Raw genomic sequence first — 13,604 nt, 5'->3', positions numbered from 1 at the left:
AACCTGTTTCATCATCTGTTTTCAGACCGAGATTGCTGATCACACGTTTTTGGTTAAGTGATACGATTCAGGCATGCAACGTTTCTTAGCACGCTGTTTTTTACACGGTGTTCTAGTTGCCTGTTCCAGGGAAAAAACAGTATAAGGATAAATGCTTTTAGACCGGCAGTGGCCTGGCACTTTTGATTGGCTGGGAATGATTTTCTCGGATCATATGAAATTTATTGTGCTGTATAGCCTCCATCAACCAGGAGGTTTGCTCCAGTGACAAAGGATGCGTCATCACTGGATAGGAAAAGTACCGCTTTAGCAACCTCTTCTGCTTTTCCAAGACGACCGATGGGGTGGAGTGATACGAGCTGCTGTTTCAGTTCATCAGGTGCCTCCTTTAATAACGGAGTATCAATATAACCCGGACAGACCGCATTTACCCGAATGCCATTTTTTGCATAAGTGACTGCCAGGCTGCGGGTGAGATTGACTACACCCCCCTTAGCTGCTGTGTAGGATGTAATTCCTTCCTGTCCAACATGCCCCAGAATTGATGCATTATTGACAATGGAACCACCACCATCCTGTTTTAACATTTGTTTGATGGCATGTTTATTTGATAAGAAAACGCCTGTTAAATTAACATCAATCATTTTTTGCCAGTCATCAATAGACAGTTCGTGAGCCGGGGTAGCATCGCCTATTCCGGCATTGGCAAACATGATGTCTACTCTTCCAAACTTGTCCACCGTAGATTGGATAAGATCTTTGATGTCTTCTTCCTTTGATACGTCGGTTATGACAAAAATTGCTTCCCCGATTAAGGAGTCTGCTACCTCTTGACCCTTTTCACTGAAATCCGCGACAACCACACTAGCCCCCTCACCTGAAAACAACTTAGCAGTCGCTTCTCCAATTCCACTTGCTCCGCCGGTAATAATGGCTACTTTTCCTTCTAACTTCATTTTACAACATCTCCTTTTCAAGATAGTCTTACTTTTCCCTACCCTATTTTCCAAACATGATGTTGACAAATTTGTGACAAAAGCCGGGACTGCGACTTTACATGAGAGTGACAAAAAGAGTAAAAATAAGCCAGCTTTTACAAACAGAAAGTGACAGACTTTTTGCAAAAGCTTATTTATACTACACATAAAGAAAAAGTTGTCCATGAGAGGCTGAATAACGTGACCATTTATCTGGATGCCGTATGGCTGTTAAATTTTTTGATTGACTGGATGATTTTACAGCTGGTTCACTGGCTGACATGGGCTAAAACCAGCCGGAAACGTCTGATATTTGGAGCTTTTGTGGCCTCATTCATCGTGCCTGTTACAATTTATTTTCCGGATCACTGGATGACTTCTCCACCAGGGAAAATCGGTTTTTCTCTCATCATCTTAGTTTCATCCTTTGGCTTTAAAAATATGAATGTTCTTATTAAGCAGTTGACCAGTTTTTATTTTGTTTCTTTTGCTCTCGGCGGGGGACTGTTTGGCCTTTACTTTTTGCTCGGACAAAATTTTCAGGTCGCAAACAGCTCATTTCTGACGTATAACACGGGTTACGGCGATATGATCAGCTGGCTGTTTGTCGTCATCTTATTTCCATTCGTATTCTGGTTTACAAGAAGGCGGCTGGATACCGTATCTTACGATCAGATCCGCTATGATCAAATGTATCCAGTAACCATCGAAGTTGATGGCAAATCCCTTCAGACCACTGGTTTTTTTGACAGCGGAAATAGTCTGGTGGAGCCGTTCACCAAAAGACCTGTGATCATCTGTGATGAAGTGGTATTAAAAAAATGGTTTTCAGAGTCGGACTGGAAAAAGTTAAAACAATGTGCCGAAAGCTGGAGTTTTGAAGATCTTCCGGACAGCTGGAAAGCAAGAATTCGACTGATACCTTACCAGGGGGTGGAAGGAAAGCGGGATTTTCTTTTCGTTTTTAGGCCTGAAAAAATATACCTGAAATACAGGGAAGATGTTCTTGCTTTTGATCGGGTTTACATAGGTATTCAGTTTGGAGAGTTGACACCAGACGGTAGTTACCACTGTTTGCTGCATCCAAAATTAATGCAAGGTCACCATTTACAGTTGACATAAACAGGAAAAGGAGAGGAAAAAGTCAGATGAGAAAATGGAAATTTAAGCTCCGATTTTTATGGTACAAAATTTTATTTAGACTAGGGTTTAAAACCGATGAAATTTATTACATAGGCGGGAATGAGGCACTTCCCCCTCCCCTTTCTAAAGATGAAGAAAAGGACCTGCTGAAACGATTGCCTAAGGGGGATAAAGCAGCCCGATCCATGCTGATTGAGCGGAATTTGCGTCTGGTTGTATATATTGCGAGAAAATTTGAAAATACGGGTATTCATATTGAGGATTTAATCAGCATTGGAACCATTGGATTGATCAAAGCAGTAAATACGTTTAATCCCGAAAAGAAAATTAAACTGGCCACTTATGCTTCGAGGTGCATTGAAAATGAAATATTAATGTATCTCAGGCGAAATAATAAAATTCGTTCTGAAGTTTCCTTTGATGAACCATTAAATGTAGACTGGGACGGCAATGAATTGCTGCTTTCCGATGTGCTCGGAACCGATGATGATATTATCACCCGGGACCTTGAGGCTAATGTAGACAAAAAATTGCTGTATAAAGCGTTGTCTACGTTAAATGATCGGGAAAAACAAATTATGGAACTTCGATTTGGCCTGGTAGGAAATGAAGAAAAAACCCAAAAAGATGTAGCGGATTTATTGGGGATATCCCAGTCATATATTTCCCGTCTTGAAAAGAAAATTATCAAACGCTTAAGAAAAGAATTTAATAAAATGGTTTAGCAAAATTTTTGGCTATCGTATGAAATTCCTCTATAAGGCCGGAACCAAACTGAATAGGGAAATCAAATATCCGAACGATTTCCATCGTCAAAGGATGTCGTTCGGATATTTTTTATGCATTCCATATGCTTCGGCTTTCACAGGCACGGTCTCCGGCTGACTGAAGAGCTCATTGTCCTGATCCCGGAGCGTGCTATTTCTTCTGGAGTCTACGCATGCGGACCGGGAAACGATTCTTTGTCTATTATTCCCACTTTCATTACTTTATGTCTCGGCCCTCTTTAGCTATATGTAGATATTAAATCAGGAGCCAAAATCGGCGCATTCCACTTTTGTACATGACCTTAGAGACAGAACTGCCGCCGTTTGATGAGGATCAGTTCGGTTTTGCATAAAAATCCCTCCTTTGGACAGACTGAAAAATACACTAGCTCCTTAGGAGGGGTTAAGATTGACACGACACAAAGTAGAAATATGCGGAGTGGACACGTCCAAACTGCCGGTTTTAACCAATGAGGAAATGCGGAAACTTTTTAAAAAGATGCAGGAAGGTGATCAATCTGCTCGAGAAGAACTGGTCAACGGAAATTTACGGCTTGTTCTCAGTGTGATTCAACGGTTTCATCACCGGGGAGAGTATGTGGATGATCTGTTTCAGGTAGGATGTATTGGATTGATGAAATCCATTGATAATTTTGACCTGAGTCAGAACGTGAAATTTTCTACGTATGCAGTGCCTATGATTATTGGAGAAATTCGCCGTTATTTACGGGATAACAATCCGATAAGGGTATCCCGTTCGCTCAGAGATATAGCTTACAAAGCCCTACAAGTAAGGGAAAAGCTGATCAACAAAACATCGAAAGATCCGACACCAATGGAAATTGCAGAAGAGATGGGGGTTCCCCATTCGGATGTGGTTTTTGCACTGGATGCTATTCAGGACCCGGTCTCTTTGTTTGAGCCTATTTATAACGATGGCGGGGACCCAATTTTTGTGATGGATCAGCTGAAAGACGACAAAAATAAAGACTCTCTATGGATTGATGAAATTGCTTTAAAAGAAGGGATGCGGAGGCTGAATGAACGGGAAAAAATGATTTTAAATAAACGCTTCTTTCAGGGGAAAACTCAGATGGAGGTGGCAGAAGAAATTGGAATTTCCCAGGCCCAGGTTTCCCGTCTGGAAAAAGCGGCCATTAAACAAATGAATAAAAATGTGAATGAATAACGGATAAAGAGGCATGGAAATTCAAGGATATTTCCATGCTTTTTCATGAAGATGAGCCTTTCTTTGTGTAACCGAAAGGAAGGATTCTGAAGATGGAATGGAGAATCGTAAATAAAAAGGTTTATTCAGGGAGAGGAATCATGAAGAATCTGCTTGTACGAATTCTTTTTCATCTGCTTGATTTTAATCAAATGAAAGAAATAACCGTTACCCGGGAAGAACGAGAAGCTTTTGATTCTTTATTTCACGGTGAATGTCTCTGTGCTGAGGGAAACAGCATGAATGATTCACTCACCTATCCAAAATACAAATTTCTACAATATATTGTTGAACATAAAAACGTTCTCATTCATGGAACAAGCAACAGGAACATAAAGAGGTTTGAACCCCGGAGGCAGTCCCTTTTTAACGGTGAAATGGTATGTGCTGTTTTTGCCGCCTCTGATGGGATCTGGCCCATGTTTTTTGCCATCATCAATCGTGAACAATATAAAGGCTCTTTGAGAAATATGTGCCTGAGTGTCCCTACGAAGAAGGGGATTAGACGCTACTACTATTTTTCTTTAAGTGATTCCTTTCAAGGTAATCCATTTCATGAAGGTACGGTCTATATTTTGCCGAAAGAAGGATTTAAACAGGGTGGTATCCGGGATGAATGGATTTGTGAAAGAGAAGTAAAACCCCTGGCCAGATTAAATATAGGACCAGATGATTTTCCTTTTTTACATGAAATCAGAACGCATCGAGAAACAGACTCCATTTATCAAACGCTTATCAAATCACTGTTATTCAGGAGGGGAAAACATTTTGTGGAAAAAAAATAAAATGCCCGAATGGAGGCATTTATTTTTATAATCGAACACGCTTTATTCTGGTCGGTTCGCTTTTCTGTTTGTCCTCCGATAGATCATCCACCCTCCTCCTCCAATAAGTAAAAACAGCATAATAAATGGGGAATAGCCTACTACAAGCACCGCCAAAACAGAAAAGAATTTTGCAATGCCATTTATCGACTGAATAAATGCCTGTTTCATTCTTTCTCGTGTTTGTAAATCTTCTTCAGCAATTCCTGGAACCTGTACAGATATATCTTCGAGAATAATAGTAACCTCAGCATAGTCTGTACGGTTTTCCAGATAATTTTTTCTTCCTTCCATAGATTCAATTTCCCCCTGTACCCTCTCCAAATCACGGGAAATCTGAAGGAGATCTTCTGTTTTTTCGGCCTGGGCCATGAATTCCAGCAACCGCATCTCAACTGCTCGCTTTGCTTTCAGCCGGGAAGTGAGGTCAACATATTCTTCGGTTACATCCTTACCCTGTTTCTCATTCTCCAGTATTTTTTCACTGATTGCTTTAAGCTCCTCTATAAATCGTTCTAATTGGTCATTTGGAATTCTTACCTGCATGTTGCCCCGCTGATTCCGACCGTTATTTCTGACTGAGGAATGGACAATATAGCCATTTTGTTTGTTTGTCAAAAGGCTGATTTCATCTATAGCACTGTCGATTTGTTTGACGCTTATCCGTAAATGAACGTTGTACATCACCATTCGTTCCAGTGCATGAGTGTCATTCGATTCGGCTGGGACCTCTGCATCATTCGAACGATCGGCTACATCAAGATTGGCCTGTTCTTCTACATGATTTTCCTGAGCCGAAGCATCACCGCTCTCATCTTTCATACCGTGATCCTGACTGCTGCAGGAAGCTGTGAACCATAAAAACGTCGCAATGATATACAGTTTTATGTATTTCATCTTGATCCCCTCTCTGAAGGTTTCTTTGGTTAATTAGGCGATGGAAAAAGAGAAATGTTACAATAAGATGACGAAAAGCAAAATACTGACAGGGGGTCCGTACATGAGCTTCCGTATGCCGGAACAACAAAAACAGGATTGCAAAACTAGAATAAAAGAGTTTTTTTACAGAGAAAGGGGAGAAGAAATCGGAGATCTAGCTGCAGATCACATTTATCAATTCGTTCAGGAAGAATTAGGTATGTATTTTTATAACCGGGGAGTCGAGGATGCAAAAGGGATGATGGAACAAAAACTAATCAGCCTCGAAGAAGATCTGGAATCACTGAAAAGAATCCCAAAACGATAAAAGGTCTGCTTGCATCAATGATCCCCATGTCCTGATTTTTTTATTTTTCCGAAAAACCCTTCATTTTCCTGCATATATTGATGGTGAAGGGGTGAGGGAGGCTATGACGATTTCAGAATTGCAGGTAAAGGATATTATCGCTATTGAAGATGGAAGCAAATTAGGATACATCCATGATCTGGAAATTGACACGGAAAAGGGATCCATTCTGGCATTAGTCATCGCTTTAAAAGGGAAATGGTTAGGTCTGTTCGGGAAACAGGAAGAACTGGTCATTCCATGGAATAATATTGTTACGATAGGAAAAGATGTCATTCTAGTTAAGTCAGTAAGGCCAAAATTAACCCATTCCAAGGAAGAAAATCCTGATTCCAGCCAGCAGTAAAATCAGGATAAAAGCACAGGCAACCGGACCAAAAATGTGATAAAATATATTAAATCTTTCGTGGAGGAATTTTTGCCATGTCAGAACCGTTTCAACCTGTGAACCAGCCTTCTATTTTAACCATTTCCGCCTGGGAAAAATTCGGAATTGTGGCTGGAATCACCACGAGGCAAGGTGGTTACAGCGACTCTCCTTATCATAGCCTGAATATGGGCGATCATGTTGGAGATGATCTTGGAATCGTTGAAAAAAATCGTCATCGTGTAGCTGAGATCATTGGGTTTCCCCGGAGAAACTGGGTGATGCCGAATCAGGTTCATGGGGTTCAAGTCAACTTAATCACAGTTAATCATTCAAAAACCATTTCCTGCGACGGATTAGTCACCAATCGTCCGGGGCAATTGCTGACAGCTGTTTTTGCAGATTGTGTGCCCCTTTATTTTTTTGCGGACAAACAAAAATGGATCGGTCTTGCCCATGCCGGATGGCGCGGAACGGTAGGAGGCATCGGAAGGGAAATGGTCCGAATATTTAAAGATCAGGGAATTGACCCTTCTGAACTTTCTGTCGTCATCGGTCCGTGTATCGGAAGGGACCAATACGAAGTGGATCAGCATGTCATTCAACATATTCCGGAAAATCTTCAGACGGAGGAACTGATTCAACCCGTAAGGCCGGGGCATTATTTGCTTGATTTAAAGCAGCTGAATAAAACGATGCTTGTTGACGCAGGTGTAAGGCAAAACCGGATTGAAATCACCGATCTTTGTACGTATGATAAAGAGGAATGGTTTTTTTCCCACAGAAGAGATCAGGGGAAAACCGGTCGTATGATGGCTTTCATTGGCATAAAGAATGAGTAAGGAGGATATCTCCATGTCAGTTGCAAAAAATCTGGAAAACATCAGAGAACGGATTGTTGCTGCCTGCGAAAGGTCAGACCGGAATCCAGATGACGTCCATATAATCGCTGTTACCAAATATGTTTCTTTAGACCGGACACAAGAAGCCATTGAGGCTGGAATTCATCATATAGGAGAAAACCGTCTGGAAGGATTTTTAAATAAATATGAACATATCAAAGACCAGGCAAGCTGGCATTTTATTGGAACATTACAGTCCAGAAAAGTCAAACATGTAATCGATCATATCGATTATCTTCATTCCCTGGACAGGCTATCCTTAACGAGGGAAATTCAAAAGCGTGCCAGCCGGACGGTTTCCTGTTTTGTGCAGGTCAATGTAACCGGTGAAGCAACCAAACATGGACTTGCCCCTGAAGAGGTGGATCCCTTTGTTGAAAAACTAAGGGAGTATCCGGCTATTCGTGTTATCGGCTTAATGACTATGGCCCCATTTACGGGGGACGAAAAGGTGATCAGAAACTGCTTTCGTTCCCTCAGGGAGCTAAGAGATCGGATTCAACAGAAACAATATTCCCATGCCCCCTGCAACTATTTGTCCATGGGAATGAGCAATGACTATGAAATCGCTGTGGAAGAAGGGGCTACCCACATACGGATCGGGACGAAACTGGTTGGAAAGGAAACGGAATAAAGGAGGTTGCGAACTTTGAGTATTAAAAATAAACTAAAATCCTTCTTTTCATTTGAGGATGAATATGAATATATCGACGAAGAGACTTATGCAGACAGTAACCCTGAACCGGAACAAACAGGAAAAAATTCCAATGTGATTAGCTTAAAAAGCATGCAGCAATCCTCAAAACTTGTGTTATGTGAACCAAGAATGTACAATGAAGCACAGGAAATTGCTGACCATTTAAAAAACCGCAAAGCAGTTGTCATTAATTTACAACGAGTAGATCATCACCAGGCAAAGCGAATAGTAGATTTTTTAAGCGGAACCGTTTATGCTATTAATGGTGATATTCAAAAACTGGGCCAGCAAACCTTTTTGTGCACACCTGATAATGTAGATGTTTCAGGTTCGATTTCAGATATGTTTGATGATCATCAATCGGATCACGATCAAAGGTGGTAGATAAATATGGGACAGCTATATATATTACTAAGTACCGCACTAGAACTTTATATGTTTGCGATCATCGGCTACATACTATTATCCTGGTTTCCGGGAGCCAGGGATTCATCGATTGGACAGTTTCTGGCAAAGATTTGTGAGCCATATCTGGAACCTTTTCGTAAAGTCATACCGCCTCTCGGGTTTATCGATATTTCACCCATTGTGGCGATTCTGGTCCTTCAGTTTGCCGGATATGGACTAAGTGTATTATTCAGTATCTTGTTTGGATTGTGAGTTTGATATGTTTCAGCCCTTGCTTGCTTATAAGCAGGGGCATTTTCTATCAGTCACCTTTTTATTTTCGAGGGGATGAGTATGGATATTTATCAGCATTTTCGGGAGGAAGAAAAATCGTTTATAGACCAGGTTTTATCCTGGAAAGAGGAAGTGGAACAGAGCTACATTCCAAAGCTGACAGATTTTTTAGATCCAAGGGAACAGCATATATTTCAAAGCATAGTCGGCCAACATTCCGATTTCAAACTCCATTTTTTTGGAGGGGGAGAACAAACGGAAAGAAAGCGGGGGATTCTGGCTCCCTATTATGAGAACCTGACAGAAGATGACTTTCATATTGGATTGTTAGAAGCATCTTATCCGAATAAATTTGTTCAAATCACCCACCGTGATGTGCTCGGTTCCCTCATGTCTCTTGGGATCAAGCGGAAAAAACTCGGGGATATCATCATTCATAATGACCGGATACAAATTTTATGTGATCAGGAGATCAGCACATTTTTGCGTTTTCATCTCACAGGAATTAGAAAGGCAAAGGTGGAGTTTTGTGAGAAAGAACTTCGTGATTTCCGACCGTCTCAGGAAGAGTGGATCATCATTTCCGGAACCGTTTCTTCCCTTCGCCTCGATGCGGTGATCAGTGAAATTTATCAGGTGTCCAGACAAAAGGCGATCGATTGGATCAAAAAGGGAGCAGTCAAAGTGAATTTTCGGATTGTGGAAAACCCTGCTTTTCAGGTTGAAGAGGGAGACCTGTTTTCCATTCGGAAAAAAGGAAGAAGCAAGTTCCAGGCCATTCATGGAAAAACCAAAAAAGGAAAATGGAAAATGACTGCTGCAAAATTGAAATAATCCCGTGAGGAAAGAAGGAGTTTTACCGTATTCTGTCGAAATGATAAGGCAACAATAAATTACCTTAAGGGGGTAACCTTCGTGCCATTAACACCGCTTGATATTCATAATAAAGAGTTTACTCGTACGTTTAGAGGATATGACGAAGATGAAGTGAACGAATTTCTCGATCAAGTGATAAAAGATTATGAAACGGTAATTAGAGAGAAAAAGGAACTTGAGGAAAAGGTATCAAAGCTGGAAGAAAAGTTAGGTCATTTTAATAACATTGAAGAGACATTGAATAAATCCATTCTAGTTGCTCAGGAGACAGCCGAGGAAGTGAAAGGCAATGCAAGCAAGGAAGCCAGATTAATCATTAAAGAGGCAGAAAAAAACGCTGACCGAATCATAAATGAAGCCCTCAATAAATCCCGGCGGGTAGCTATTGAAGTTGAAGAGCTGAAAAAGCAGGCAAAAGTATTCCGCACCCGTTTAAAAATGCTGATTGAAGCCCAGCTGGATATGATTGAAAATGACGACTGGGAAAATTTATTTGAATTAAACCTGGAAGAAAGGGACGAAAATTCTGAGGATAAAATAGAATTTTCCAGTCAGGAATCTTGACGCTGTGTACGTTTTTACATATAATTTCATAACATAAAGAATTAAATGAAATTGTGTCAATATGGACAATGAAACATAAAGACCGATGATGACAGGGAAAGTACAGAGAACAGCTTCTGACCAGCGAGCCGGGGAGGGTGGAAGCCCGGTACAGAACGTTCTTCTGGAAAATCACCCTCGAGTTTCCATGCGAAAGGCTTAGGCTCAGTAGACATGGACGTGTTAAATCCGCGTTAAGGATATATAAGTGGATTTAAATGGCCCTGCTGCTGTTTGAATCAATGAGGGTGGTACCGCGAGCCTGCTCGTCCCTTTTTGGGATGGGCAGGTTTTTTAATGGTTTAGGAAATTTGAGGATTGCGTCGTATTGATCCGGCTTCATCTCGTTTTCCCTTAAGCTGTTTCAGGGCTAAACGGGGCGCTTAAAGCTATTCTTGTTTAGGAAACTGCTCAGTCGTCCATCATTGACAATGAAAAAAGGAGGAAGATGGTTATGGATTACAAAGAAACCCTGCTAATGCCTGAGACCGATTTTCCGATGAGGGGCAATCTGCCGAAACGGGAACCGGAAATGCAGAAAAAATGGGAAGAAATGAACATTTATGAAAAAGTGCAAAAACGGACAGAAGGCCGTCCGTTGTTTGTGCTCCATGACGGGCCCCCTTATGCCAACGGTGACCTTCACATGGGGCATGCCTTGAACAAGGTGTTAAAAGATTTCATTGTTCGCTATAAATCGATGACAGGTTACCATGCACCTTATGTGCCCGGCTGGGATACGCATGGCCTGCCGATTGAAGTAGCGCTGACAAAAGACCAGAAAGTGGACCGGAAAAAGGTGAGTGCCGCTGAATTCCGTGAAATGTGCAAAGATTATGCCCTTGAACAGCTGGACCGTCAGCGGGAACAGTTTAAGCAGCTCGGGGTCCGGGGAGACTGGGATAACCCTTATGTGACCCTGGATAAAGAATATGAAGCCGCTCAGATCCGGGTCTTTGGAGAAATGGCGAAAAAAGGCTATATCTATAAAGGATTAAAGCCCGTATACTGGTCCCCTTCATCTGAGTCTGCCCTGGCTGAAGCTGAAATCGAGTATAAAGATAAGCGTTCTCCTTCCATTTATGTTGCATTTGATGTAACGGACGGAAAAGGGGTTCTGGATGGAGATGAAAAGTTCATCATCTGGACCACTACCCCGTGGACCATTCCGGCAAACCTAGCCATTGCATTGAATCCTGAATACGATTATGCTGTAGTGACCGTTAATGATAAAAAATATATTGTTGCCCGGGATTTAGTGGAAACTTTAACCAATGAATTTGAGTGGGAAAATCCTGAAGTACTGCGCACCTTTAAAGGAAGCGACCTGGAACATGTGGTTGCCAAACATCCTTTGTATGATCGTGAATCCCTCGTGGTGCTTGGTGATCATGTAACAACCGAATCCGGTACGGGCTGTGTTCATACGGCACCCGGCCACGGAGAAGATGACTTCTGGGTTGGAAAACGTTACGGTTTAGATGTCCTCTGCCCGGTAGATGAGAAAGGATATTTTACGGAAGATGCCCCGGGATTTGAAGGCCTGTTTTATGATGATGCCAACAAAGAAGTGACGAAAAAACTAGAAGATGCAGGAGCTTTGCTCAAGCTGACATTTATTACCCACTCTTATCCGCATGACTGGCGGACAAAAAAACCGACGATTTTCCGTGCGACCGATCAATGGTTTGCGTCCATTAAGGATTTCCGGGAAGAGATTCTCAACGAAATCAAAAAGGTAAAATGGTATCCGAAGTGGGGCGAAACCCGCATGCACAACATGGTGAAAGACCGTGAAGACTGGTGTATATCCCGTCAGCGTGTATGGGGTGTGCCAATTCCTGTGTTTTATGGTGAGAATGGCGAGCCGATTATCACCGATGAAACGATCGAACATGTTTCCAATCTGTTCAGGGAGCATGGATCCAATGTCTGGTTCGAAAGGGATGCGAAGGACCTTCTTCCTGAAGGATTCACCCATCCATCCAGCCCGAACGGCTCGTTCACCAAAGAGACAGATATTATGGATGTCTGGTTTGATTCCGGTTCATCCCACGAAAGTGTGCTGGTTGAACGCCCTGACCTTCAGCGTCCTGCTGATGTTTATCTGGAAGGTACCGACCAGTATCGCGGCTGGTTTAACTCATCCCTTTCTACAGCTGTTGCGGTAACAGGAAAGGCACCATATAAAGCTGTGGTAACCCACGGTTTTACCCTTGACGGCGAAGGGCGTAAGATGAGTAAATCCATTGGCAATGTTATTGTTCCAGCGAAGATCATGAAGCAGTTTGGTGCTGATGTTCTGCGCCTCTGGGTTGCCAGTGTGGATTATCAGGGGGATGTCCGTATTTCCAATGATATTTTAAAACAGGTTGCGGAAGTTTACCGCAAAATCCGTAATACGTTGCGCTTCCTGCTGGGTAATCTCCATGATTTTGACCCGAAAAAAGATGCGGTTAAAGAAACAGACCTTCAGGAAGTGGACCGTTACATGCTCGTTCGCTTCCAGGACCTTTTGAAAAAAGTTCGGAATTCGTATGAGGAATATGAATTTTCACCCATTTATCATGCCGTGCACAATTTCTGTACCATTGACTTAAGCTCATTCTATCTGGATTTTGCCAAGGATATTTTGTACGTGGAACCGAAAGATCACCTGCGCAGACGCAGCATTCAGACTGTGTATTATGAAATTTTAGTGGGTCTAACCAAAATGCTTTCTCCGATTCTTTCTCACACAGCCGATGAAGTGTGGAGCTTCATTCCTGATGTGGAAGAAGATAGCGTTCAACTTACGGATATCCCGGAACCCCGCGATATAGAAGGCCAGGATGAACTGAAAGCAAAATGGGATCACTTCATGAATGTACGGGATGATGTTCTGAAAGCACTGGAAGAAGCACGGAATGAAAAAGTGATCGGTAAATCCCTCGAGGCGAAGGTCACCATCGTGCCAAAAGATGAAGCGACAAAGGAATTGCTTCTCAGCATGAAACATTTGCATCAATACCTTATCGTTTCCGGTGCTGAAGTGGCAGATAAGCATGATGAAGCTACAGAATATGAACAGGTGAAGGTTTATGTGGAAAAACATCCAGGAGAAAAATGTCAGCGTTGCTGGGTAGCTTCTGAAACGGTTGGAAAAAATGAAAAGCATCCAGAGCTATGTGACCGCTGCAGCAGCATTATTGAGGAACATTACCAGACACTGTCATAACGCAAAAAAGACCAGCCACTGGCTGGTCTTTTATATT

Annotated in this window: 15 protein-coding genes and 1 other annotated feature; of the genes, 13 read left to right on the top strand and 2 right to left on the bottom strand. The window is 42.1% G+C overall.

The genetic code is table 11. From position 1 onward, the window contains the following. Positions 1–221 precede the first annotated feature (221 nt). Positions 222–956: an SDR family NAD(P)-dependent oxidoreductase gene (locus EDD68_RS01060; protein WP_132370258.1), complete on the bottom strand. Its 735-nt coding sequence runs from the start codon at positions 954–956 to the stop codon at positions 222–224. Positions 957–1,106: 150 nt separating this feature from the next. Between EDD68_RS01060 and spoIIGA the strand changes: the two genes are divergently transcribed. The 4 genes from spoIIGA (at position 1,107) to EDD68_RS01040 (ending at position 4,900) form a co-directional block, all read left to right on the top strand. Next, a complete protein-coding gene (gene spoIIGA, locus EDD68_RS01055) occupies positions 1,107–2,099 on the top strand; it encodes a sigma-E processing peptidase SpoIIGA (protein WP_132370256.1) in 993 nt (330 codons plus the stop codon). Between the two features lie 26 nt (positions 2,100–2,125). Continuing rightward, a complete protein-coding gene (gene sigE / locus EDD68_RS01050; RefSeq protein ID WP_132370255.1) occupies positions 2,126–2,845 on the top strand; it encodes an RNA polymerase sporulation sigma factor SigE in 720 nt (239 codons plus the stop codon). Positions 2,846–3,296: 451 nt separating this feature from the next. Continuing rightward, positions 3,297–4,076: an RNA polymerase sporulation sigma factor SigG gene (gene sigG, locus EDD68_RS01045; protein WP_132370253.1), complete on the top strand. Its 780-nt coding sequence runs from the start codon at positions 3,297–3,299 to the stop codon at positions 4,074–4,076. Between the two features lie 140 nt (positions 4,077–4,216). After that, a complete protein-coding gene (locus EDD68_RS01040) occupies positions 4,217–4,900 on the top strand; it encodes a hypothetical protein (RefSeq protein ID WP_132370251.1) in 684 nt (227 codons plus the stop codon). A gap of 42 nt (positions 4,901–4,942) precedes the next feature. Here the strand turns inward: EDD68_RS01040 and EDD68_RS01035 are convergent, their stop codons facing one another. Then, positions 4,943–5,836 carry a DUF4349 domain-containing protein gene (locus EDD68_RS01035; RefSeq protein ID WP_132370250.1) on the bottom strand — a complete coding sequence of 298 codons (894 nt, stop codon included), beginning with the start codon at positions 5,834–5,836 and terminating at the stop codon, positions 4,943–4,945. A gap of 103 nt (positions 5,837–5,939) precedes the next feature. Between EDD68_RS01035 and EDD68_RS01030 the strand changes: the two genes are divergently transcribed. The 9 genes from EDD68_RS01030 to ileS all read left to right on the top strand — a co-directional run bounded on the left by EDD68_RS01030 (position 5,940) and on the right by ileS (position 13,567). Then, a complete protein-coding gene (locus EDD68_RS01030; RefSeq protein ID WP_132370249.1) occupies positions 5,940–6,185 on the top strand; it encodes a DUF2164 domain-containing protein in 246 nt (81 codons plus the stop codon). A gap of 103 nt (positions 6,186–6,288) precedes the next feature. Then, positions 6,289–6,570, top strand: coding sequence for a YlmC/YmxH family sporulation protein (locus tag EDD68_RS01025; protein WP_132370247.1), 282 nt, complete (start codon positions 6,289–6,291; stop codon positions 6,568–6,570). A 77-nt stretch (positions 6,571–6,647) separates the two neighbouring features. Continuing rightward, positions 6,648–7,433, top strand: a complete 786-nt coding sequence (gene pgeF, locus EDD68_RS01020) for a peptidoglycan editing factor PgeF (RefSeq protein WP_132370245.1) — start codon at positions 6,648–6,650, stop codon at positions 7,431–7,433. A 13-nt stretch (positions 7,434–7,446) separates the two neighbouring features. Beyond that, positions 7,447–8,127 (top strand): YggS family pyridoxal phosphate-dependent enzyme, encoded by a 681-nt coding sequence (locus tag EDD68_RS01015; RefSeq protein ID WP_132370243.1) that lies wholly within the window; start codon positions 7,447–7,449, stop codon positions 8,125–8,127. 15 nt (positions 8,128–8,142) lie between these two features. After that, positions 8,143–8,574: a cell division protein SepF gene (locus tag EDD68_RS01010; RefSeq protein WP_132370241.1), complete on the top strand. Its 432-nt coding sequence runs from the start codon at positions 8,143–8,145 to the stop codon at positions 8,572–8,574. Positions 8,575–8,580: 6 nt separating this feature from the next. Next, positions 8,581–8,850 (top strand): YggT family protein, encoded by a 270-nt coding sequence (locus tag EDD68_RS01005; protein WP_132370239.1) that lies wholly within the window; start codon positions 8,581–8,583, stop codon positions 8,848–8,850. Between the two features lie 75 nt (positions 8,851–8,925). Continuing rightward, positions 8,926–9,705 (top strand): YlmH family RNA-binding protein, encoded by a 780-nt coding sequence (locus EDD68_RS01000; protein ID WP_341540259.1) that lies wholly within the window; start codon positions 8,926–8,928, stop codon positions 9,703–9,705. An 81-nt stretch (positions 9,706–9,786) separates the two neighbouring features. Then, entirely contained in the window at positions 9,787–10,311 is a 525-nt protein-coding gene (locus EDD68_RS00995; protein WP_132370235.1) for a DivIVA domain-containing protein, read from the top strand. A 79-nt stretch (positions 10,312–10,390) separates the two neighbouring features. Further along, positions 10,391–10,627 (top strand) — a binding site (T-box leader). Positions 10,628–10,804: 177 nt separating this feature from the next. Continuing rightward, positions 10,805–13,567: an isoleucine--tRNA ligase gene (gene ileS, locus EDD68_RS00990; RefSeq protein ID WP_132370233.1), complete on the top strand. Its 2,763-nt coding sequence runs from the start codon at positions 10,805–10,807 to the stop codon at positions 13,565–13,567. The last annotated feature ends 37 nt before the right edge of the window (positions 13,568–13,604 follow it).

Source organism: Melghiribacillus thermohalophilus (assembly GCF_004342905.1).
Classification (GTDB): domain Bacteria; phylum Bacillota; class Bacilli; order Bacillales; family Alkalibacillaceae; genus Melghiribacillus; species Melghiribacillus thermohalophilus.
Note: the sequence above shows the minus strand (reverse complement) of the source record. Positions and strands in the feature narration are given on the sequence as shown.